This is a genomic window from Streptomyces sp. NPDC007025, assembly GCF_042869455.1.
Classification (GTDB): Bacteria; Actinomycetota; Actinomycetes; order Streptomycetales; family Streptomycetaceae; genus Streptomyces.
In genome coordinates, this window is sequence record NZ_JBIAFT010000002.1 from 393,395 (window position 1) to 414,660 (window position 21,266).

General features: G+C 72.5%; 20 protein-coding genes. 12 read left to right on the forward strand and 8 right to left on the reverse strand.

Translation table 11 applies throughout. From position 1 onward, the window contains the following. Positions 1-2 precede the first annotated feature (2 nt). The 6 genes from ACFYMO_RS05395 to ACFYMO_RS05420 all read left to right on the forward strand — a co-directional run bounded on the left by ACFYMO_RS05395 (position 3) and on the right by ACFYMO_RS05420 (position 5,953). A complete protein-coding gene (locus ACFYMO_RS05395) occupies positions 3-407 on the forward strand; it encodes a roadblock/LC7 domain-containing protein (protein ID WP_074999516.1) in 405 nt (134 codons plus the stop codon). Then, the gene (locus ACFYMO_RS05400) at positions 404-769 is read left to right on the forward strand and encodes a DUF742 domain-containing protein (protein WP_276473911.1); all 366 of its coding nucleotides are present in this window, start codon (positions 404-406) and stop codon (positions 767-769) included. Before ACFYMO_RS05395 ends, ACFYMO_RS05400 begins: the two co-directional genes overlap by 4 nt. Further along, positions 750-1,370: an ATP/GTP-binding protein gene (locus ACFYMO_RS05405; RefSeq protein WP_388544356.1), complete on the forward strand. Its 621-nt coding sequence runs from the start codon at positions 750-752 to the stop codon at positions 1,368-1,370. Before ACFYMO_RS05400 ends, ACFYMO_RS05405 begins: the two co-directional genes overlap by 20 nt. Continuing rightward, positions 1,367-2,629 carry a cytochrome P450 gene (locus ACFYMO_RS05410; protein ID WP_366769975.1) on the forward strand — a complete coding sequence of 421 codons (1,263 nt, stop codon included), beginning with the start codon at positions 1,367-1,369 and terminating at the stop codon, positions 2,627-2,629. The genes ACFYMO_RS05405 and ACFYMO_RS05410 overlap by 4 nt, the downstream gene beginning before the upstream one ends. A 173-nt stretch (positions 2,630-2,802) precedes the next feature. Next, positions 2,803-5,181, forward strand: coding sequence for a chitinase C-terminal domain-containing protein (locus tag ACFYMO_RS05415; protein WP_388544359.1), 2,379 nt, complete (start codon positions 2,803-2,805; stop codon positions 5,179-5,181). A 349-nt stretch (positions 5,182-5,530) separates the two neighbouring features. After that, on the forward strand, positions 5,531-5,953 hold the full coding sequence (locus ACFYMO_RS05420; RefSeq protein WP_366769973.1) for an OsmC family protein: 423 nt from the start codon (positions 5,531-5,533) through the stop codon (positions 5,951-5,953). 93 nt (positions 5,954-6,046) lie between these two features. On the opposite strand, the gene ACFYMO_RS05425 is transcribed toward ACFYMO_RS05420, so the two are convergent. Next, positions 6,047-6,769 carry a hypothetical protein gene (locus ACFYMO_RS05425; RefSeq protein WP_388544362.1) on the reverse strand — a complete coding sequence of 241 codons (723 nt, stop codon included), beginning with the start codon at positions 6,767-6,769 and terminating at the stop codon, positions 6,047-6,049. Between the two features lie 705 nt (positions 6,770-7,474). Between ACFYMO_RS05425 and ACFYMO_RS05430 the strand changes: the two genes are divergently transcribed. Further along, positions 7,475-7,957 carry a hypothetical protein gene (locus ACFYMO_RS05430; protein ID WP_366769971.1) on the forward strand — a complete coding sequence of 161 codons (483 nt, stop codon included), beginning with the start codon at positions 7,475-7,477 and terminating at the stop codon, positions 7,955-7,957. 70 nt (positions 7,958-8,027) lie between these two features. Here ACFYMO_RS05430 and ACFYMO_RS05435 read toward each other — a convergent pair whose 3' ends face one another. Next, positions 8,028-9,509, reverse strand: a complete 1,482-nt coding sequence (locus ACFYMO_RS05435; RefSeq protein ID WP_388544365.1) for an MFS transporter — start codon at positions 9,507-9,509, stop codon at positions 8,028-8,030. A 75-nt stretch (positions 9,510-9,584) separates the two neighbouring features. Here ACFYMO_RS05435 and ACFYMO_RS05440 point away from each other — a divergent pair, with 75 nt between their 5' ends. From ACFYMO_RS05440 to ACFYMO_RS05460, 5 genes are all read left to right on the forward strand, one after another. Further along, a complete protein-coding gene (locus ACFYMO_RS05440; protein ID WP_388544368.1) occupies positions 9,585-10,202 on the forward strand; it encodes a TetR/AcrR family transcriptional regulator in 618 nt (205 codons plus the stop codon). 132 nt (positions 10,203-10,334) lie between these two features. Then, positions 10,335-11,540 (forward strand): cytochrome P450, encoded by a 1,206-nt coding sequence (locus tag ACFYMO_RS05445; protein ID WP_366769968.1) that lies wholly within the window; start codon positions 10,335-10,337, stop codon positions 11,538-11,540. Then, positions 11,537-11,773, forward strand: a complete 237-nt coding sequence (locus tag ACFYMO_RS05450; RefSeq protein WP_360697710.1) for a ferredoxin — start codon at positions 11,537-11,539, stop codon at positions 11,771-11,773. Before ACFYMO_RS05445 ends, ACFYMO_RS05450 begins: the two co-directional genes overlap by 4 nt. 276 nt (positions 11,774-12,049) lie before the next feature. Then, positions 12,050-13,621 (forward strand): phenylalanine aminomutase (D-beta-phenylalanine forming), encoded by a 1,572-nt coding sequence (locus ACFYMO_RS05455; protein WP_366769967.1) that lies wholly within the window; start codon positions 12,050-12,052, stop codon positions 13,619-13,621. 22 nt (positions 13,622-13,643) lie between these two features. Then, positions 13,644-14,036: a nuclear transport factor 2 family protein gene (locus tag ACFYMO_RS05460; RefSeq protein WP_366769966.1), complete on the forward strand. Its 393-nt coding sequence runs from the start codon at positions 13,644-13,646 to the stop codon at positions 14,034-14,036. Positions 14,037-14,074: 38 nt separating this feature from the next. On the opposite strand, the gene ACFYMO_RS05465 is transcribed toward ACFYMO_RS05460, so the two are convergent. The 6 genes from ACFYMO_RS05465 to ACFYMO_RS05490 form a co-directional block, all read right to left on the reverse strand. After that, positions 14,075-15,661 carry a benzoate-CoA ligase family protein gene (locus ACFYMO_RS05465; RefSeq protein ID WP_388544373.1) on the reverse strand — a complete coding sequence of 529 codons (1,587 nt, stop codon included), beginning with the start codon at positions 15,659-15,661 and terminating at the stop codon, positions 14,075-14,077. 122 nt (positions 15,662-15,783) lie between these two features. Continuing rightward, entirely contained in the window at positions 15,784-17,175 is a 1,392-nt protein-coding gene (locus tag ACFYMO_RS05470; protein WP_366769964.1) for an FAD-binding oxidoreductase, read from the reverse strand. Between the two features lie 60 nt (positions 17,176-17,235). Next, positions 17,236-18,258 (reverse strand): acyltransferase domain-containing protein, encoded by a 1,023-nt coding sequence (locus tag ACFYMO_RS05475; RefSeq protein WP_388544376.1) that lies wholly within the window; start codon positions 18,256-18,258, stop codon positions 17,236-17,238. Positions 18,259-18,319: 61 nt separating this feature from the next. Continuing rightward, entirely contained in the window at positions 18,320-18,568 is a 249-nt protein-coding gene (locus ACFYMO_RS05480) for an acyl carrier protein (protein ID WP_366769962.1), read from the reverse strand. A gap of 97 nt (positions 18,569-18,665) precedes the next feature. Further along, positions 18,666-19,904, reverse strand: a complete 1,239-nt coding sequence (locus ACFYMO_RS05485) for a ketosynthase chain-length factor (RefSeq protein WP_366769961.1) — start codon at positions 19,902-19,904, stop codon at positions 18,666-18,668. Beyond that, positions 19,901-21,172, reverse strand: a complete 1,272-nt coding sequence (locus ACFYMO_RS05490; RefSeq protein ID WP_366769960.1) for a beta-ketoacyl-[acyl-carrier-protein] synthase family protein — start codon at positions 21,170-21,172, stop codon at positions 19,901-19,903. The genes ACFYMO_RS05485 and ACFYMO_RS05490 overlap by 4 nt, the downstream gene beginning before the upstream one ends. Positions 21,173-21,266 lie beyond the last annotated feature (94 nt).

Genomic DNA, 21,266 nt, shown 5'->3' on the forward strand with positions numbered 1-21,266 from the left:
ACATGACGCAGCACCAGACCGACCTGAGCTGGGCGCTCCGCGAACTGGCGGAGAGCATCCAGGAGATCCGCTTCGCGCTGGTGGCCTCCTCCGACGGGAAGGCCATCACGTCCTACGGCGCGGACCCGGACGACGCCGACCGGTTCGCCGCCATCGTCGCGGGCCTGCAGTCGCTGGCCCAGCCGGTCGCCGAGCAGTTCCCCAAGGAGAACGGCCAGCTCCGGCTCGCCGGGATCGAGGTGGACGGCGGGCACCTGTTCGTCGTCCGCGCGGGAACCGAGACATACCTGGGCGTGCTCGCCAGGTCCGGACTCGACCAGGGCCTGCTCGGGCACCAGATGAGGGACTGCGCCCGCAGGATGGGGGACCTCCTCGGGACCGTGCCGCGGCAGGGGCAGCCTGGATGACCCAGCCGCGGCAGGGCTCGGGCCCGGGCGGGCTGGAGCGCTACTACGTACTCACCGGTGGCCGCAGTACCCCCGGGGGAGCGGCGACCCTCGACGTGGCCACCCTGCTCGTCGCCCGCTCCGCGCCGGAGCCCGGGGTCCAGCCCGAGCACGACGCCATCCTCCGCTGGTGCCGCGACCCGCTGTCGGTGGCCGAACTGGGTGCGCACCTGCGGCTGCCCTTCAACATCCTCGCGGTGCTGGTGGCCGATCTGCTGGGCGCAGGCCGGGTGGAAGCCCGTGATCCGATCGCAGGTACGGGCGACCCCGGCCCCGACCTCGCGCTTCTCGAGGAGGTACTCAGTGGACTTCAACGGCTTTGACCAGCCGGCGTTCCCGCAGCGGGCGGACGCGCTGAACCAGGGGAGCCGGTCGGTCAAGGTGATGGTCGCGGGCGGCTTCGGCACGGGGAAGACGACCATGGTCGGCTCGGTGAGCGACATCGTGCCGCTCACCACGGAGGAGACCCTCACGCAGGCCAGCGCCGGAGTCGACGACCTGGTCGGTGTGGCGGACAAGAAGAGCACCACGGTCAGCCTCGACTTCGGCCGGATCAGCTTGAACGAGCAGCTCGTGCTGTACCTGTTCGGCACGCCGGGCCAGGAGCGGTTCTGGTTCCTGTGGAACGGGCTGTTCAAGGGCGCGCTCGGCGCGGTCGTCCTGGTGGACACCCGTCGCCTGCAGTCCAGCTTCCGTGCCATCGAGGAGATGGAGCGCCTGGAGGTCCCGTTCGTCATCGCCGTCAACGTCTTCCCGGACGCCCGCCGCCACCCGGCCGAGGAGGTGCGGGAGGCCCTGGCCGTCACGCCCGCCACCCCGATCGTCGACTGCGACGCACGCGACCGGGTGTCGAGTCGCGATGTGCTGATCACGCTCATCCGCCACGTCAAGGAACGCTCCGCCGCCGTATTGGAGTCCCGATGAACGCCCAGCCCTCCGACGGTACGCGCCTGGAGGCGCCGCTCCCGCCCGCCGGCTGCCCGGTGGGGCACACCGGTGCGGCGACCCGGCTGTACGCGGCGGAGTCCACGGCCGATCCGTACGCGACCTACTCGCGGCTGCGCAAGCAGTACGGGCCGGTGGCGCCGGTCCTGCTGGAGGGGGACGTGCGTGCCTGGCTGGTGCTCGGCTACCGGGAGAACCGGCGGGCGCTGGACAACCCGGGCCAGTTCAGCCGGGACTCGCGACGGTGGCGGGACTGGCAGGAGGGGCGGATCGAGGAGATGTCCCCGCTCATCCCGATGCTGGGCTGGCGGCCCGACTGCCTCTCCCAGGACGGGGAGCCCCACCAGCGGCTGCGCGGCGCGGTCACCGACAGCATGGCGACGGTCGCGAACCGCGGGATACGCCGCCACGTCGTGCACTTCGCGCACAAGCAGATCGACGCCTTCGCGCACACCGGCCGCGCCGACCTCGTCCCGCAGTACTCCGAACACCTGCCGATGCTGGTGCTCACCCGGCTCTTCGGGCTGCCCGAGTCGGACGGGGAGCAGCTGGTGGCGTCCTGCGCCAGGATGATGCGGGGCGGTGACGGCGCCGTCGAACACAATGAGCGGATCATGCAGGTCCTCGCCGGTCTGACGGCGCACAAGCGGGCCGAGCCCGGACCCGATTTCGCCACCGGACTGATCGAACACCCCGCCTGCCTGGACGACGGCGAGGTGCAGAACCACCTCCGCCTCGTCCTCATCGCCGCTCACACCACCACCAGCAATCTGCTGGCCCGGGTGCTCCAGGCGGTGCTCAGCAGCAGTTCCCATCTCGCCGATCTGGTGAGCGGGCAGCTGACCGTCACGGCGATCGTCGAGGAGATGATGTGGAACTCGCCGCCGCTGGCCGTGCTGCCGGGCCGGTTCGCCACCGCCGACTGCGAACTGGGCGGCCAGCAGGTCAAGGCGGGCGATCTGCTGATCCTCGGACTGGGTCCGGGGAACCTGGACCCGGAGATCCGGCCGCGCACCGGCACGGCCGTCCGCGGAAACCAGGCCCATCTGGCGTTCAGCAGCGGCCCGCACGAGTGCCCGGGGCAGGCCATCGGGCAGGCCATCATCGAGACGGCGGTGGAAGTACTGGTGCACCGGCTGCCCGGTCTGCGGCCCGCGGTCGATCCCGCCGAGCTCACCGACACGGCCTCCACCTGGGAGACCCGACTGGACCGCCTTCCCGTCACCTTCCCGGTGTAGCGCCGGAGTCGGGGGCGGCGCGGCTTCGACGGGCCGGTTCTTTGGTACAGACCTATTGACCTACTGGTCTAGTCCATTTAAGGTCTGCGTCACCTTCATCTGTGGCGGCCTCGCGGAGGCGGCACGTCGCGGGGCCGCCGCCCGGTGCGACACCGACCCCCCAGGAGGAACAGATGGTGTCCCCCAGACGCGGGAGAACCCCGCTCAGACGCGGGAGAGCCGCGCTCTCCGCGGTCGCGGCCGCGACCGCGGCGCTGCTGCTCGGCGGTCTCACCGCCCCCGCGGCAGCCGCTCCGCACGCCGCACCCCCCTCCGGTACGAACTCCGCGTCCGCACCGGCCGGCGCGGACGAGTCCTGCCGTCCCGACGGCCTCTACTCCACGCCGGGCGTCGACGTCCCGTACTGCTCCGTCTACGACGACAGCGGGCGCGAGAAGATGGGCAGCGACCATCAGCGCCGCGTCATCGGCTATTTCAGCAGCTGGCGCACGGGCAAGGACGGCAACCCGGCGTATCTCGTCGACGACATCCCGTGGGACAAGGTCACCCACCTCAACTACGCCTTCGCACACGTCGGCGGCGACAACCGGATCTCGGTCGGCGCCGACGGCGCGGACAACCCGGCCACCGGGATGACCTGGCCCGGTGTCCAGGGCGCGGAAATGGACCCCGCGTACGCCTACAAGGGCCACTTCAATCTGCTCAACAAGTTCAAGAAGCAGCACCCGGACGTGAAGACCATGATCTCCGTCGGCGGTTGGGCGGAGAGCGGCGGCTACCTCGGCGACGACGGGGAGCGGGTGGCCTCCGGCGGGTTCTACTCGATGGCCACGAACTCCGACGGCTCGGTGAACCGCACCGGCATCGAGACGTTCGCCGACTCCGCGGTGGACTTCGTCCGCACCTACGGCTTCAACGGCGTCGACATCGACTACGAGTACGCCACCAGCATGAAGGACGCGGGCAACCCGCTGGACTGGTCGCTGGCCAACCCGCGGCGCGCGGGCCTGGTGAAGGGCTACGACGCGCTGATGAAGGCGCTGCGCCAGAAGCTCGACCGGGCCGGGGCCGAGGACGGGCGGCACTACCTGCTCACGGCCGCCGCACCGGCCTCCGGATGGCTGCTGCGCGGCATGGAGACGTACCAGATGCAGAAGTACCTGGACTACGTCAACATCATGTCCTACGACCTGCACGGCGCCTGGAACAAGTACGTCGGTCCGAACGCCTCGCTCTTCGACGACGGGAAGGACGGCGAACTCGCCGCCGCCGGGGTCTACAACACCTCGCAGTACGGCGGCATCGGCTATCTGAACACCGACTGGGCGTACCACTACTTCCGCGGATCGATGCCCGCCGGCCGCATCAACATCGGACTGCCCTACTACACCCGCGGGCACAAGAACGTGCAGGGCGGCACCGACGGGCTCTGGGGCACCGCGCCCTCGTCCGACTGCCCCGCCGGGTCCGGGCTCAGCACGTGCGGCGACGGCGCCGTCGGCATCGACAACCTGTGGCACGACAAGGACGCGAACGGGGAGGAGTCCCCCGCGGGGTCGAACCCGATGTGGCACGCCAAGAATCTGGAGAAGGGCGTCGTCGGCGACTATGTGACCGACTACGGCTTCCCCGCCGACACCTCCCTGGAGGGCACCTACACCCGGCACTACGACTCGACGCTCGTGGCGCCCTGGCTGTGGAACGAGAAGAAGAAGGTCTTCCTCTCCACCGAGGACGAGCAGTCGGTCGCGGCGAAGGCCGACTACGTGGTGGACCGCGGCCTGGGCGGCACGATGGTCTGGGAACTGGCGGGCGACTACGGCTGGAACGACGACAAGGGCCAGTACGAGAGCGGCGACACGCTCACGACCGTCATGTACGACGCCTTCAAGTCCGCCTCCCCGTACGGTGCGCGGCGGGCGGGCACCGACCTGCCAGCCGACGCCGTCGACATCGACGTCTCCTTCGGGGATTTCCCGCTGGGCGACTCCAACTACCCCATCAGCCCGAAGCTGACGATCACCAACAACACCGGGACCACGCTGCCGGGCGGTACCGAGTTCCAGTTCGACTACGGAACCTCCGCCCCGGACAACGCCAAGGACCAGTCCGGCTTCGGCGCGAAGGTGATCAAGAGCGGCCACAGCGGGCCCAACAAGGGCGGACTCGACGGCGACTTCCAGCGCGTCTCACTGAAGGTGCCGGGCTGGCAGTCCGTGCCGCCCGGCGGCTCGATCTCGCTCGACTTCGTCTACTACCTGCCCGTCTCGACCCCGTCCAACTGGACGGTGACCATCGACGGCACGACCTACGGGCTCGCCGGGGACCTGAGGCGCGGTACGACCGTGGTGGAACCCGGCTCCGGCGACCCGGGCGATCCCGGGGAGCCCGGCGAGTGCTCCGGCGACGCGTGGGCGGCCGCCACCGTCTACCACGGCGGCGACGTGGTGGCGCACGGTGGTCATACCTGGAAGGCCAAGTGGTGGACGCAGGGCGACGAGCCCGGCACGAGCGGGGGAGGAGGCGTCTGGGAGGACCTCGGCTCCTGCTGAGCCGAACGCTGCTCCCAGGCCGTCGGCGGCGGACGGCCTCCGTCCGCCGCCGACGGCGCTCCGGCGCCCGCAGCTGTTCCGGGGCGCCGCCCGGCGGTACGGACCGCCGCGTGGCAGCGGGCCGGGCACGCCGAGGTTTCGCGCGCCACGTCCTGGTGACTCCGGAAGACGGCGGACACACGGCCCGGACACCGGGCGTGTGACTTTCGCCCGGCGGCCACGGAAGGACTGCGGGAAGCAGCAGATGACCGCACCCCGCTCTCCGCCGTCGGCTGCGGGCCGTCCGCCCGCGGCCGGAACGGCCCGCCGGACGCGGAGGAGGCCCGATCCGCCGCGGAAGGAGATCCCGATGTCGCACCACACGCTCCACACCACCGCGGCCTACTCGGTGAAGGGCGACCCTTCCTCGCCGGACGGCGACCGGGTGGGCGTGGAGGAGGGCGGAAGGGAACTGCCGGTGGCCGCCCCTCCCGGCCCGCAGGCGGCCCACGACGGGACGGAATGGAGCCCGGAGCAGCTCTACGCCGCCGCGGTGGCGTCCTGCCTGCATCAGACACTGGGTGTGGTCGGCAGCGAGACGGGCGCCGACCTGAGCGGCAGCCGGGTGCGTGCCGAGGTGGCCCTCAGCCACGAGGGCGCGCTGCGCTACTCCTTCACCACCCGCGCCGCGGTCGCGCTGCCTCACGTCGATCCGCGCGCACGGAACGGCATCGTGCGGGAGGCGATGCGTTCCTGTCCGGTGTCGGCGGAGGTCGAACTCGTCGACCCCTGACATCCGCGCCCCGGCCGGGCTGCCGACGGCCCGCGGTCTCGCCGCCGCCTCGCATGCTCCGGCGCTCCGTCGCCCGGGCACGTGTCCGCTCGGCTACGCCTTCGCGCCGCCGGAGGTCCGCAGCATGCCGGGGGAGAGGTCGAAGCTGAGCGCGAGCCCCTTCTCGGCCGCCTCTGCGCCGGTGAGCCGGACGCCCTCGGGCAGCTCGTCCTTCAGGCTGACGGTGCGCGGACCGAGCTGGTCGGCGAACCCGTCCATGCCGGGCAGCGAGGTCAGGGTGTCGATCCGCAGCTGCTGACCCATGACGCGCACGCTCTTCGGGGTGATGGTCAGGCCCCCGTCCGGGGAGGCGGAGACCGTGTTCAGCACGGTGACCGGGATCCCGAGACCGCCCACGGGGCCCGAGAGCGTGAGGTGGCTGCCGTCCGTGCCCGGCTTCATGTCCCGCACCGGCCCGGGCAGCTGCTCGGCCAGTTCGTCATAACCCACTGTGACGGTGGCCGACCCCGAGTGCGCGCTGCCGTCGGTGGACACGCCGTGCAGGGCCGCGTCCACGGCGAAGGACGTCCCCTCGCGCCGGACCTCGTCCGCGCTGATGTGCACGGTCCCCACCCGGCCGGTCAGGGTCTTCAACCCGGCCAGTGGGTCCGTGAGCTCGGCGTGCACGCCGCTGGCGGAGTCGCCGAGCTCGGACCGGACGGCCTCGGTGGCGCGCTGCTGCGCCTCGTGTTCGACGAACGCGTTGGTACCCCCGCCCGCGGCGGCGACGGCAGCGAGCGCGGAGACGGTGACGAGAACGATACGGCGGGTCTTCATCGAGGGCGGTACTCCCTGTCTGGGACGCGGCGCCGGGACGGTGGCGCCGGCACCGCCCGGGCCCGGGGACGGGACCTCGACCGGTGCGCACCGGGCGGGTGCCCGGCGGCTACGTGCGGGGGATGGCGGTGGTGGCCGACCGCGTCGTCGGTGTCGGCGTCGGGCTTCCGGACCGAGGTCCCGCCGGGGCGCCTGGGGTACGGCCCGGCCGGGCGCCGGAGCGCCTGGCCCTCCGGACCGGACTTCCACCATGTGCCGGATTCCGGTTCCGCCACGGGTGGCTCCGGAGCGGTAAGAGCACTTTTGGTGGAGTATGCCATGACAGCCGGCCCGCACCATGCGCCCTGCGTCACACCTCACGGCCTTCGCCCCGCTGTGCACCGGGACCCGCACGGAGCGTGGCGCGTGCGCCTCCCCGGCCGGCGCGCCCGTGCGTCGCGGTCCGCGACGTGCAGCCGGCATCCGCGATCCGGCCTGCCGCGTGCGGGCGGGTCGTCCTCCGCGGCGGTGCGGAAGGGGAGTGGTGCCGGGCCGGTGCGTGCCGCGATGCGCTGGGGGCTTCCGGTTTCGGAGTGGCGCGGTAGCTCATTGGGATGGTGCCCGGGGGCAGGCTCTCGACGCCACTGTCACGCAAAAGCAATGATTTGCGCACCAGTTGCACCTGCGTCGGCATTCCGGCGCAATTCGGTGAAGGAGCAGTGTGCGATGAACATGCGCGGAGCGGTGTGCGCGGTGGCGGCGGCGGTGGCCTTCGTGGGCGTGGGGAGCGCGCACGCGGCCACCCTGTCGAGTCCGGGAGTCTCGGCCGCGCCGGTCCGGGCGGCCGAACGGGCCGCGGTCGGACGGGTCATGAGCGACCACATCATCCGGCCGCGGGCGACCATCTGCAAGAACCAGGCCTGGACCTCGGGGAACGGCCGGGCCGTTCTGCGGATGCAGCAGGACGGCAACTTCGTCCTCTACAAGGACGGCCGCGCCGTCTGGCAGGCGCCGCACACCTGGAGCCGCGGCAACTGCGCCGTCTTCCAGGAGGACGGCAACTTCGTCGTCTACGACAGCGCCGGAAAGCCGGTCTGGGCGGCCGGCACCTGGCACAAGGGTGCCTACCTCGCCATCCAGGACGACGGCAACGTCGTCGTCTACAACAGCGCCCGGCGGCCGGTCTGGGCGACCAACACCGGCGACTGACGCCGTTGCCCGGCCGTTCCCCGCGGTGCGCGGGGAACGGCCGGGGTCCGGAGCACGTCCGCCGCCCGCCTCACCTGGCCGGTTCGTCCGCCGGCTCCTCGGGTGCGGCCGACGGCCCGACCGGTGCGGACTCCGGCCCGTGCGCCGCCGGCAGGGCGCAGGCCATCAGCGCCACGGCCGCGCACACCGCCGCGCTCGCCGCGAACACCGACCGGTACGCCAGGTCCGCACCGGCGTGTGCGGTGGCGAGGGTGACGAGGGCGGCGAGTCCCACGACCCCGCCGAGCTGGCGGGTGGTGTTCATCAGCCCGGAGGCCGCACCCGCGTCCTGCTCGTCCACCCCGGAGGTGACGGTGGTGGTGATCGGGGTGATCAGCAGGCCCATCCCGGCGGACATCACGATCGCGGGTCCCAGCAGGCCGCCCCAGTAGCCGCTGTGCTCCCCGATGCGGCTCTGCCACAGGAAGCCGACCGCGGCGAGCAGGGCGCTGAGCACGATCAGCGCGCGGGCGCCGGTGCGGCGCATGGCGACGGGAGCCAGCCGCGCTGCCGTGATGCCGACGAGGGTGTGCGGCAGGAAGCCGATCCCGGTGGCGAGCGCTCCGTAGCCGAGGACGTCCTGCATGTAGAGCGAGAGGAAGTACCACATGGGGATGAAGCAGGCCCCGGCCAGCAGCATGGTGACGTTGCCCGCCCAGATCGGCCGCAGCCGCACCAGCCGCGGCGGCATCAGCGGCGCCGCCGCGAACCGGGCCTCCGCGTACACGAAGGCGGTCAGTGCCGCGGCACCCAGTCCCAGTCCCGCCAGCGTGCTCGGGTCGCCCCAGCTGTGTTTCCCCGCCTGGTTGACGCCGTAGACCAGCGCGGTGACCCCCAGGGTGGCCAGTACCGCGCCCGGGATGTCGAGCCGTCCGGAGCCGCTGCGTTCGGTGTCGGCGGGCAGCAGACGCACGGCCGCCAGCACGGCCGCGGCCCCGATGGGCACGTTGATGAGCAGGATCCAGCGCCAGGACAGCGTGTCGGTCAGCACGCCGCCGATCAGGTTGCCCGCCGCGCCGCCGGCCGAGCTGACGGCCGTCCAGATCGCCAACGCCTTCGTGCGGCGCGCGCCTTCGGCGAAGGTGGTGGTCAGCACCGTCAGCGTGGCCGGGGCCAGTACCGCGGCGCCCAGCCCCTGGACGGCCCGCATCGCGATGAGCAGGCCCGGCGCCGCGGCGAGGCCGCCCACCAGACTGGCGGCGGAGAACAGTACGAGCCCCCACAGGAACACCCGCCGACGGCCGAAGAGATCGGCCAGGCGGCCGCCCAGGAGCAGGAAGCCGGCGAAGACCAGCGCGTAGCTCCCCACGACCCACTGCAGTCCCGCGGCGTCGAAGCCGAGAGCGGTCCGGATGGACGGCAGTGCGACGTTGACCACGGATACGTCCAGAACCACCATGAACTGCGCCGCGCAGGCCAGCCAGAGCAGCGCCGTCTGACGGCTGGTCAGGGCCCCGGCCCGCTCCGCGCTCTCCACCGGGCCGCCGGCGGCCCGGCCTTCGCGTTGTCCCATGTCTTTTCCCCATCGTCGCCCGGACTTTATAGTACAGCGGTACTATGAAAACGCGCCGATCGGAAAGGGGTCACCGTGCCGAAACGCGTCGACCACACCCAGCGCCGGGCGCACATCGCCGACGCCCTGGTCCGGGTGGCCGCGCGCGACGGGCTGCACGCGGTGACGCTGCGCGCGGTCGCCGCGGAGGCGGGGATGTCCCTCAACCTGGTGCAGTACTACTTCGACACCAAGGCCGAGCTGCTGCACGCCGCGCTGCTGCGGCTGGAGCGGCTGAGCCACGAGCGGTGGGCCGAGCGGCTCGCGGACCTGGACGATCCCGACTCGGCACGGGCCTGTCTGGAGGCCTTCGTCGACGAGGCGCTGCCCGCCGACGAGGCACGCCACACCTTCCGCCTCGTCTGGATGTCCTACGCCGTGCTCGCCATGACCGACCCCGAGTTGGCCGCGCAGCCCTTCGTCGCAGGCCCCGACCGGCTGGAGCGCCAGCTCGCCGGGATCCTCACCACGGCGCAGTCCGCGGGAGAGATCGCGAGCGACCTCGACCCCGACGCGGAGGCCGCCCGGCTGCTGAGCCTCAGCCACGGCGTCGGGACCAGCGTCCTGGTCGGACAGCGCACCCCGGAGCAGGCCCGCGACGTGCTGCGCTACCACCTGACCCGACTGTTCCGCGCCGCCCCCGCCCGCCCCTGAGCGGCCGACCACCGTCCGCCGGCGGGTCCCGACGTCGCGCCGGGACGGGACCACGGCCTCCGGGCTTCGCCCCGGCCGCGGACCGGCCGGATGGACGGCGAGCACGTCCCCCTCGACGCACAGGAGGAGTCAGTGACCACCCACAGCCGGCAGGCACGGGACTTTCCCTTCGAGACCCCCGCCCGCCTGTCCATGGAGCCGCTCTTCGCGGCGCTGCGCGAATCCGAACCCCTCAGCCGGGTGCGCCTCCCGTACGGCGGCGAAGCCTGGCTGGTGACACGCTACGAGGACATCAGGACGGTGCTGGGCGACCCCCGGTTCGGCAGAGCCGGGACACTCCACGAGCAGGCACCGCGGATCCAGCCCGACCCGGCCGGCGAGGGCGTCCTGATGTCGCTGGACCCACCGGACCACACCCGGCTGCGCAAGACCGTCGCCGGAGTGTTCACCAAACGCCGGGTGGAGGAACTGCGGCCCGGCACCGAACGGACCGCCCGGGAGCTGCTGGACGCCATGGAGGCCGCCGGCCCGCCCGCGGACCTGGTCGCCTCCTTCGCTCTGCCGCTGTCCGTCACCGTGATCTGCGATCTGCTCGGCGTGCCCCGGGAGGACCGCGAGAAACTGCGGAGCTGGTCCGACGCGCTGCTGTCCACCACCGCGTGCACTCCCGGCGAGATGGCGGCGTCCACCGAGGCGCTGGCCGACTACTTCGCGACGCTGGTACGGCAGCGGCGGCAGAAGCCGGCCGGCGACCTGCTGGGCGCGCTGGTGGACATCTGCGACAGCCAGGAGGGGCGGCTCGACGAGGAGGAACTGGTCCTCCTCACCCGCGATCTGCTCATCGCCGGTCACGAGACCACCGCGAGCCAGATCGCCAACTGCACCTACTTGCTGCTCCAGCAGCCGGACGGCGCGGCACGGCCGGATGCGGACGGGCGGATGCCGATGGCCGCGGTGGAGGAGCTGCTCAGGTTCATCCCCCTGGGGTCGGGCAGCTTCCGGGCGCGGGTGGCCACCGAGGAGGTGGAGCTGTGCGGACGGCGGGTGCGGCCCGGCGAGACGGTGTTCGCGCCCACCGTGGCGGCCAACTGGGACCCCGGGGTGTTCAGCGACCCGGGCACGCTGGACTGGGAGCGGTCCCCCAACCCGCACCTCGCCTTCGGACACGGCGTACACCACTGCCTGGGTGCCCAGTTGGCCAGGATGGAGCTCCAGGTCGCCCTGGGCGCGCTGCTGGACCGCCTGCCGGGCCTGCGGCCGGCGGTCGGGGAGGGGGAGATCGAATGGAAGACGGGGATGCAGGTCCGCGGCCCCAGGACGCTGCCGGTGCGCTGGTGACGGGGGAGCCCGCGGCCCCGCGCTGGCGGTTGGCGGTCGACGCGGAGCAGTGCATCGGATCGGCCGCCTGTGCGGGTGCCTGCGCCCGCTTCCGGATGACGGCCGACGGCCGTGCCGAGCCCGTGGCCGAGGTCGTCGACGCCGAGGAGGCGGTACGGGACGCCGCCGAGTGCTGTCCGGTGGAGGCCATCACGGTGACCGATGCGGACACCGGGGCGCCCGTCGCCCCGTAGCGGCCGCCGGCCGGAGGGCCGGGCGTCCCCGGGCCGGGCGGGGCGGCGACCGTCGCCGCCCCGCCCGCGCGTCCGGGGCCCCGGCCTTGGACGGGGCTGAAGACCGCCTTGCTTCGGCGTGGAGCGCGGGGCGCTTGAGTGAAGGCGGTGCGGCGCACCGCGTGCGGACCCGCCTGGCCGCGTCCAGGAGGCCGCCCGCGTGCGCGCCACATGTCCCGTCGTACGGGCCGGCTCGTGCGCCGGGTCCACTGATCTTCCGGCCGCTAAGGGAACTTCATGACCTTCGTCATAGAGCTCGACACGAACGTCACGCTCGACCAGCTCGAGGACGTGGCGCGGCAGCGGACCCCCGTTCGGCTGTCCGCGCCCGTCCGCGACCGGGTCGGTGCCTCGCGGGCAGTCCTGGAGAAATTCGTCCAGGACGAGCGCGTCATCTACGGCGTCAACACCAGCATGGGGGGCTTCGTCGACCATCTGGTCCCGGTCTCCCGGGCGCGGCAGCTCCAGGAGAACCTGCTCAACGCCGTGGCCACCAACGTGGGCGCCTACCTGGACGACACCGCCGTGCGGTCCATCATGCTCTCCCGCATCGTCTCCCTGGCGCGGGGCAACTCCGCGATCACCCCGGCGAACCTGGAGAAGCTGGTCGCCGTCTTCAACGCCGGGATCGTGCCGTGCGTCCCGGAGAAGGGCTCGCTGGGCACCAGCGGCGACCTGGGCCCGCTGGCGGCGATCGCCCTGGTCTGCGCCGGCCAGTGGAAGGCCCGCCACCGGGGCCGGACGCTCTCCGGGAAGGAGGCCCTCGACCAGGCGGGTCTGGAGCCCATGGAGCTGGGCTACAAGGACGGCCTCGCACTGATCAACGGCACCTCCGGCATGGTCGGCCTGGGCACCATGGTGCTGCGGGCCGCCGACCGGCTGGTCGAGACCTACCAGCGGGTGTCGGCGCTCTCCGCGGAGGGCCTGGCGGGGATGACCAAACCCTTCGACCCGCGCGTGCACAGCGTCAAGCCGCACCGGGGCCAGCACGCGGTGGCCGCGCGGCTGTGGGAGGGGCTCGCCGACTCGCGACTGGCGGTCAACGAACTGGAGACCGAGCAGACCCTGGTCGGGGAGATGGGCGCGGAGGCCAAGGCGGGCTCGCTGGCTATCGAGGACGCCTACTCCATCCGGTGCACGCCCCAGATCCTCGGTCCCGTGGTGGACGTGCTGGAGCGGATCGGTGCGACCCTGCAGGACGAGCTGAACTCCTCCAACGACAACCCGATCGTGCTGCCCGAGGAGTCGGAGGTGTTCCACAACGGGCACTTCCACGGCCAGTACGTGGCGATGGCGATGGACCACCTGACGCTGGCGCTGGCCACCGTGACCAACCTCGCCAACCGGCGCGTCGACCGCTTCCTGGACAAGAGCAACAGCAACGGGCTGCCCGCCTTCCTGTGCCGGGAGGATCCTGGCCTGCGGCTGGGCCTGATGGGCGGCCAGTTCATGACGGCCTCGATCACCGCCGAGACCCGCACCCTGACCGTGCCGATGTCCGTGCAGTCCCTCACGACCACCGCGGACTTCCAGGACATCGTCTCCTTCGGGTTCGTCGCCGCACGCCGGGCCCGCGAAGTGGTGGCCAACACCGCCTACGTCGTGGCCTTCGAACTGCTCTGCGCCTGCCAGGCGGTCGACATCCGGGGCGCGGACAAGCTGTCGTCCTGGACCCGGCCGCTCTACGAACGCACCCGCGCGATCGTGCCGTTCCTCGACCGGGACGTCACGTTGACCGACTACGTCGAGCAACTGGCCGCGGAGCTGACGGGCGACGGGTTCGCCGCCGACGCCGCGCCGGTGCGCTGAGCCCCGGGCGGGAAGGAGAGCCATGAGTACGACACTGTCCGAACAGGCGGTCGCGGACTTCGTCAGGGACTGGAGCACGGCTGAGGAACGCGGCGACCACACCGCGCTGGACGGGCTCCTCGCGGACGACTTCGTGGGTGTCGGACCCCGCGGGTTCATCCGCAGCCGCGAGCAGTGGCTGGAGCGCTACCGGTCGAAGACCGTGCGCAATTCCTCGTTCGAGGTGAGCGACCTGCGCATCCGGATCCTGGGCGGGACGGCCGTGGTGGTGGCCGCGCAGACCCAGGAGAGCGTCAACGGGGACGCCGACGCCAGCGGAGCCTTCCGCTTCACGCTCATCGTCACCGGCGGGGCCGGGCGACTGCGCCTCGTGGGCCTGCACCTGAGTCCTCGGGCCGCCGCGGCCTCCGGCTGAGTCGCCTGCACCCCCGTCCCGGCGGCCGTCCGCGCCTGTCATCCGGCGCGGGCGGCTTCCGCGTGCCCGGCGGCGTCGTCCGCCGCGGCGTCCTCCCGGGTCCGGAGGGCGAAGCGCTGGATCTTGCCGGTCGCCGTGCGGGGGAGGGCCGCGACGAACTCCACCAGGTGCGGGAACTGGTGGCTGGGCAGCCGGTGCTCGCACCACTGCCGCAGCTGCCGCGCCAGGTCCTCGGTGCCGTGCTCGGCGTGGTGCAGCACCACGAACGCCTTGATCCGGGTCAGCCGGTCGGTGTCGACACCGACCACGCCCGCCTCGGCGACCTGGGGATGCTGCTGGAGGACGGCCTCGATCTCGGTGGGCGCGACCCACAGTCCGGACACCTTCAGCATCTCGTCGGCGCGGCCCTCGAACCAGTAGTACCCGTCCTCGTCGCGGCGGTAGCGGTCACCGGTGCGGTACCAGGTGCCGTGCAGCACCGAGCGCGTGCGGTCGGCCCGGTGCCAGTACCGGTCCATCATGCTGCCGCCCTGCACGTACATCTCCCCGCTGCCCGGCCCCGCGATCTCACCGCCCTCGGGGCTGACGAGCCGGATCCGGTAGCCGGGCACGGCCTTGCCGGACGATCCGGGGCGCAGCGCCCGCGGGGAGTTGCTGCAGTAGACGTGCAGCATCTCGGTGGAGCCGACCCCGTCCAGCACATCCAGCCCGGACAGGTCCCGCCACCGCTGCCAGACGTGGGCCGGCAGCGTCTCGGCCGCCGAGACGCACAGCCGCAGGGAGCCCAGATCACGGCGGCCGGCTCCGGGGGAGCGCGGCATGGCGTTGTACAGGGCCGGTACGGAGAACAGCACCGTGGGGCGGAACCGTTCGATCGACTCCAGCACCAGGTGCGGTGCGGGGAAGCCGGGCAGCAGCACGCTGCCGGCCCCGGACCACAGCGGGAACAGCAGGCTGTTGCCCAGGCCGTAGGCGTGGAAGAGCTTCGTGCTGGACAGATGCACATCGTCCCTGGTCAGGCCGAGGACCTCGCCCGCGTACTGCCGGCACACGGGTGCGATGTCCCGCTGCAGATGGACCACCCCCTTCGGGTTGCCCGTGGAGCCCGAGCTGTAGAGCCACAGCGCCGGGTCCTCGGCGTGCGTCGTCGCCGGATCCAGCGCGCCCTCGTGGGCCTCGACCAGGTCCGGCAGGCAGAGCCGGTCCGTCACCCCGCACGGTCCGCCGCTGAGCACGGTCACGCCCGTCTCCCGCAGCGCTGGGGCCAGTTCCTCGTACCGCTCCGCCTCCACGACGGCCGCCCGTGCGTAACTGTCACCAGCGTAGAAGCGGATCTGCTCGGGGCCGGTCCGGGAGGTGAGCGGCACCGGGACGGGCACGGCGCCGATCCGTGCGGCACCCAGGAAGGCCGTGAAGAAGGCCGGTGAGTCGTCCAGTACGAGCAGCACCCGCTGCTCGCGCTCCACTCCGAGCGCGCGCAGGGCGCGCCCCATGGCGCACATCCTCCGGTGCAGTTCGGCGTAGCTGACCGCACCTTGCGGCCCGAGGAGGGCGGCCTTGTCGCTGAGGCCGGCTTCCAGGTTGCGGTCGACCAGCGCCGAGAGGTTCCAGTGGTCGGCGTTCATGGCGGCTCCTGTTCGGGGCGTCGGGCGGAACGCGGCTGGGTGCGCCCCTGCCCCGGGGCCGGCGGAACCGGATCCGGGGCAGGGGCAGGGGCAGCGCGGAAAGGGCGCATGCGGCACGCCGGTCAGGGGGCGTGCGGGGGGATGTTCTGGTTGAGCCGGAAGAGATTGGCCGGGTCGTAGCGGGTCTTGACGGTCCGCAGCCGCTGGTACTTCTCGCCGTAGGAGTCCCGCGTGCGGTCGGCCTCCCCGGGGTTGAGGAAGTTGACGTAGCCGCCGGAGAGCTTGTCGGCCAGCTTCCGGTAGCCGTCCCTGGCCCAGGCGGTGTGGCGGGCGTCCTCGGCCGGGTCCCGCCATGCGGAGGCGAGATTGACCACGAAGGGCGTGCGGCGGTTGGGGAAGGCGGTCGCGTCGTCGGGGACGCGGGCCACGGCTCCTCCCAGGTACAGCAGTTCGAGCTGGGTGAACGGGGAAGCGATGCCGGCGGCGTGCTCCAGCACCGTGTCGAGGGCCTCGTCGTCCAGCTCGGCCAGGTATCCGCTCTTGGTGTAGACTCGGTCGGGCACGACCGCGCCGGGGAAGGAGTACGCCTGCAGGGCCCGGTAGGGCAGCGTCGCCTTCGTCAGCCCGTGCGGCTTGCCGACCGGCAGGATCGCCTCCAGCTGCCGCTCGCCCTCGTGCGGATCGCCGATCCAGCAGCTCATCGCGCAGATCACCGGCTTGCCGTGCATCTCGGCCGGCAGTTCGGGCAGCGGCGGTGCGAGACGCAGATACAGGGCCCAGGTCAGCTCGTCGGGTGCCGTCGCCATGTGGTCCCGCCAGGCCCGGATGACCTGCGGCCCCTCCTCCAGCGAGTAGTAGGTGCTGGTGAACCGGACAGGGCCCACCGGGTGGAGGTCGAACTCGAACTCCGTGGCCACCCCGAAGTTGCCGCCGCCGCCCCGCACCGCCCAGAACAGATCCGGGTTCTCCTCCTCGCTCGCCGTCAGGACGCTGCCGTCCGCGGTGACGACCTGCGCGGAGACCAGATTGTCGATCGAGAGCCCGTACTTGCGGCTCAGCCAGCCGAAGCCGCCGCCCAGTACGAGTCCGCCCAGGCCGGTGTGCGAGACGACGCCGGCCGGTGTGGCGAGCATGTGCGCCTGGGTCGCCGTGTCGAACGCGCCCAGCAGGCAGCCGCCCTGTGCCCGGGCGCGCTGCCGCCGCCGGCTGACCCGGACGCCGTTCATCGGCGAGAGGTCGATGACGATCCCGCCCTCGCACGTGGAGTGCCCGGCCATGCTGTGGCCTCCACCGCGTACCGCGACGACCAGTCCGCTGCGGCGGGCGAACCCGACCGCCGCCACCACGTCCTGGGTGCCGGAGCAGCGGGCGATCAGCGCGGGGCGGCGGTCGATCGTGCCGTTCCAGATGCGCCGCGCCTCGTCGTAGTCGGCGTCTCTGGGCCACACCAACTCACCGCGGAATGCGGCGCGGAACGCTGCCACGTCGGACGGGTCGAGCTCTGGGAAGTGCATGCGTCTCCCTTTCTGCAGCGCTGCCGCTGCGGGGCGTGGTCCCGGGCCGTGGCCGGGAGTTCAGAAATCCGGCGACAGCGCCGAGAGGGCGCCCGGCCCGGCCGCCAGCTGCTCCAGCGCGGCCCGCACCGCCTTCACGTCGTCGTCGGGGGCGCCGGCCCGGGCGGGCAGCAGGGCGAGTGCTTCCGTGCCGCCGTCGGCGACCGCCCGGGTGCGCCGCGCCAGGGCGGTCAGGCTCTGCCCGGGGCCGGCCTCCACCAGCAGGTGCCGCCCCTTGCTCAGCAGGCGCTGGAGCGTGGGGCCGAAGAGCACGGGCTCGGCCGGCTGGCTGGTCCAGAACCGCCAGTCGGTGGCGGTCGCCTCGTCGAGCGTGTGGCCGGTGTAGGCCGACAGCACGGTGGTGTGCGGCGGGCGCAGCGGCGGGCGGGTGAGCGCGTCGGCGTGCGCGGCGGCGACCCGGCGCATCACCGGATGGTGGAACGGCTGCAGGGCGCGTGCCCGGGAGCAGGTGACACCGGCCCGGCGCAGCGCGGTCTCCGTCTGGCTCAGGGCCGGTTCCGGAGCGGAGAGCAGCACCTGACGGGGGCCGTTGACGGCTCCTATGACCACGTCCGGGGCCAGATGGGGCCCGACCTCCTCGGGACCGGCGGCCACCGCCAGCATGCCGCCGGGCGGCGCGTGCCGGTAGACCCCGATGTACTCGGAGAGGTAGTGCAGCCCGCAGTCGAAGCTGAAGACGCCCGCCAGGGTGGCGGCCGCCAGTTCTCCCACGCTGTGCCCCAGCACCGCGTCCGGGCGCAGACCCGCCTCCGCGAGCATGGTTCCCAGCGCGCAGTCGACCGCGTACAGCAGCGGCTGGGCGTAGGAGATGTCGTCGAACGCGGCGGGCGCCTCGGCCGCCAGCCAGCCCGCGCGCAGGGTCCGCCCGGTGGGGCCCAGAGCGTCGAAGGCGTGGTCCATGGTGGCGGTGAAGGACGGTGAGACGCCGTAGAGTCCGGCGGCCATCCGGGGATGCTGGGCGCCCTGGCCGGGGAAGGTGAAGACGACCCGCGGGCGCTGGGTGGTCGGTGTCGGCGCGTCCATCTGCTGGCTCCTGCGGCACGGTGGTGGGCGGACGAGGCGCGGAGGGGATACCGGGTGCGCCTCAGTCCCGTTCGGCGGGCACGTTGGCGTAGTCCAGGACGGCGCGCGGCGTGCGCAGGTCGCGGATGACGTCCTCGGGGATGTCGATGTCGTGGCGGTGCTTGAGCTGGGCCGAGGTCTCCAGCAGCACCAGGGAGTCGTAGCCGAGCATGTCGAACTCGCGGTCGAGGACCTCCGCGCCGTGCGCGGCGGCCTGCTGGTCGCCGGAGCACTCGGCGAGGATCTCCAGGAGCTGGTCGAGGCTGAGCATGTGAACGGGTCCCTTCTCGGCGGATCGGCGTACGGGGGAGGGCACTTCAGCGGACTGCGGGGAGCATCGGGGCAGGCCCGGGGAGGCGCGGCGGTCCTCAGGAGAGCGGGCGCTCGACGACGACCACGGAGTTGAAGCCGCCCGCACCGCGCGCGAGGACGAGCGCGGTGGACAGCGGGCCGAATCGCGGTGCGTCACGGACGAGGTCGATCCGGTGGTCCTCGGCGGGTTCGCCGATGTTGACCGCCGGCGGGATGACGCCGTCCCGCAGCGCGAGCAGGGCGCACACCACGTCGAGCGGCCCGCCGCCGGCCATCAGGCGGCCCACCATGGTCTTGGGCGCGCAGACGGGGACGCCGAAGGGGCCGAAGACCGCACGCAGGGCCGCGGCCTCCTGGGCGTCGAGTTCGGGTACTCCGGCCGCGTCGGCGACGACCAGGTCGACGGCGTCCGGCCGCAGGCCCGCGTCGGCGAGCGCGAGTTCGATCGCCCGCTGCAGACCGGGTGGCCGCGGCACCCCGGGGGCCGGGTCGAAGGTCGAGGCGTGGCCGGTGATCCTTCCGTACGGGGGTCGGCCCGACCGTGCGCGCGCCGAGTCGGCCGCCTCCATGACGAGTACGGCGCCGCCCTCACCCGGTACATAGCCCCCAGCCCGCCGGTCGAACGGCAGGTAGGCGGTGGCCGGATCGGTGGCCGTGCTGACCGCGCCGGAGGCCAGATGCGACACCCATCCCCAGGGGTCGAAGGAGGACTCGACCCCTCCGGTGAGCATGAGCCGCCCGCGGCCGCGGTTGATGGTGCGGCGGGCCAGCCCGATCGCGTCGAGTCCGCCCGCCTGTTCGGCCACGACCACCCCTCCGGGGCCGCGCATCTTGTGCCGGATGGAGATCTGGCCGGTGTTCACGGCGTAGAACCAGGCGAAGCACTGGTAGACGCTGACGTGCTGGGGCCCCTTGGACCACAGCTTGCGCATCTCGCGGTGCGAGAACTCGAAGCCCCCGGTCGCGTTCGAGGTGACCACGCCGCACTCGTAGGTGCCGAGCTCTCCGATGTCCGCCTGCGCGTCCTCCAGCGCCTGCTCGGCGGCGACCAGCGCGAGCCGGGTGACCCGGTCGGTCTGCGGCAGCAGCCGGCCGGGCAGGTGCGCAGCGGCGTCGAAGCCGGTGATCTGCCCGGCCAGCCGCGCGGTGTACGGCTCCGGGTCGAACTCCCGCAGCGGCGCGATGCCCTGGCCACCCGCCAACGTGGTGTTCCAGTACTCCTTGGGCCCCAGCCCGGTGGGAGCGGTCACACCCAGCCCGGTGATCAGCACGTCGGTGCTCATACTCCTGCTCATCCGCGGCCTCCTCGCCACTTCTCCAGCACCATGGCGCTCTGGAACCCGCCGAAGCCGCTGCCGACCGTGAGCACCGTGTCGAGAACGCGCTCGCGCGCCTCCAGCGGTACGTAGTCCAGATCGCACTCGGGGTCCGGCTCGTGCAGATTCGCGGTGGGCGGCACCACGCTGTCGCGGATGGCCAGCGCGCAGGTGGCCACCTCGATCGCGCCGATCGCCCCCAGGGAGTGCCCGATCATCGACTTGATGGAGCTGACGGGGATGTCGTAGGCATGGCCGCCCAGCGCCTTCTTGAACGCCTCGGTCTCGTGCAGGTCGTTCTGCTTGGTTCCCGAGCCGTGCGCGTTGACGTAGTCCACGGACGTGGGGTCGGCGCGGGCCTCGTCCAGCGCCAGCCCGATGGCGCGCGTCATCTCGTTGCCGTCCCGCGCCAGCCCGGTCATGTGGTACGCGTTGGACTGCGCGGCGTATCCGGTGATCGTCCCGTAGATCTCGGCGCCCCGCCGCCGCGCGTGCTCGCTGTCCTCCAGGACCAGCATGGCCGCACCCTCGGCGATGGCGAATCCGTCCCGGGTCCGGTCGAAGGGCCGGGTGGCGTGTTCGGGGTCGTCGTTGCGGCGGGTCGTGGCCTTGATCGCGTCGAAGCAGGCCACGGCGATCGGGGTGACGGGCGCGTCGGTGGCGCCGGCGACCATCACCTCCGCCCTGCCTTCCTGGATCAGCTGGCAGGCGTGACCGAGGGCGTCGATGCCGGAGGTGCAGCCGGCCGAGACGACGGAGACCGGACCCTCGGCGCCGACCGCCCAGGCCGTCTCGCGGGCGAGGGAGCCCGGCACGAAGTAGTCGAAGAGGTGCGGGGACTGGTAGCTCTGGTCGACCCGCCACTCGCGTCCCTCGTCGGAGAGGACGACGTACTCGTTCTCGATGCTCGTGGCGGATCCCACCGCGTTCCCCACACTCACCCCCAGACGCGTGGGGTCCAGGCCGCTCCCCGAGGCGATCCCGGCCTCCGCGGCCGCCCGCCTGGCGCAGGTCACCGCCAGCAGCCCGGCCCGGTCCAGCCGCCGGATCTCCCGGTGGCCGAACCCGCATGCCAGGGGGTCGAGGTCGATCTCTCCCGCCGCCTGCGAGCGGAACGCGGTCGGATCGAAGGCTGTGGTCCTGCGGATGGCGCTGCGCCCCGCAGTGATCATCTTCCAGAAGCCCTCGGTGTCCGTCGAACCGGGCGCAAGGACGCTCAGGCCAGTAATGACAATGTGTCGGCTCACACTCCGAGACCCTGCGGGGCGCCGCTCCAGCGGCGGGCAACCGCCGCTCCCGCGCCGCTCCAGCGCGCCTTGCCGCACCCCGGTGGCCCTGTTG

Bases quoted from the DNA above. Each gene is read 5' to 3' on its own strand.
- ACFYMO_RS05395 (WP_074999516.1), top strand. From the start codon at position 3: ATGACGCAGCACCAGACCGACCTGAGCTGGGCGCTCCGCGAACTGGCG.
- ACFYMO_RS05400 (WP_276473911.1), top strand. From the start codon at position 404: ATGACCCAGCCGCGGCAGGGCTCGGGCCCGGGCGGGCTGGAGCGCTAC.
- ACFYMO_RS05410 (WP_366769975.1), top strand. From the start codon at position 1,367: ATGAACGCCCAGCCCTCCGACGGTACGCGCCTGGAGGCGCCGCTCCCG.
- ACFYMO_RS05415 (WP_388544359.1), top strand. From the start codon at position 2,803: ATGGTGTCCCCCAGACGCGGGAGAACCCCGCTCAGACGCGGGAGAGCC.
- ACFYMO_RS05420 (WP_366769973.1), top strand. From the start codon at position 5,531: ATGTCGCACCACACGCTCCACACCACCGCGGCCTACTCGGTGAAGGGC.
- ACFYMO_RS05425 (WP_388544362.1), bottom strand. From the start codon at position 6,769: ATGAAGACCCGCCGTATCGTTCTCGTCACCGTCTCCGCGCTCGCTGCC.
- ACFYMO_RS05430 (WP_366769971.1), top strand. From the start codon at position 7,475: ATGAACATGCGCGGAGCGGTGTGCGCGGTGGCGGCGGCGGTGGCCTTC.
- ACFYMO_RS05435 (WP_388544365.1), bottom strand. From the start codon at position 9,509: ATGGGACAACGCGAAGGCCGGGCCGCCGGCGGCCCGGTGGAGAGCGCG.
- ACFYMO_RS05455 (WP_366769967.1), top strand. From the start codon at position 12,050: ATGACCTTCGTCATAGAGCTCGACACGAACGTCACGCTCGACCAGCTC.
- ACFYMO_RS05460 (WP_366769966.1), top strand. From the start codon at position 13,644: ATGAGTACGACACTGTCCGAACAGGCGGTCGCGGACTTCGTCAGGGAC.
- ACFYMO_RS05465 (WP_388544373.1), bottom strand. From the start codon at position 15,661: ATGAACGCCGACCACTGGAACCTCTCGGCGCTGGTCGACCGCAACCTG.
- ACFYMO_RS05470 (WP_366769964.1), bottom strand. From the start codon at position 17,175: ATGCACTTCCCAGAGCTCGACCCGTCCGACGTGGCAGCGTTCCGCGCC.
- ACFYMO_RS05475 (WP_388544376.1), bottom strand. From the start codon at position 18,258: ATGGACGCGCCGACACCGACCACCCAGCGCCCGCGGGTCGTCTTCACC.
- ACFYMO_RS05480 (WP_366769962.1), bottom strand. From the start codon at position 18,568: ATGCTCAGCCTCGACCAGCTCCTGGAGATCCTCGCCGAGTGCTCCGGC.
- ACFYMO_RS05485 (WP_366769961.1), bottom strand. From the start codon at position 19,904: ATGAGCAGGAGTATGAGCACCGACGTGCTGATCACCGGGCTGGGTGTG.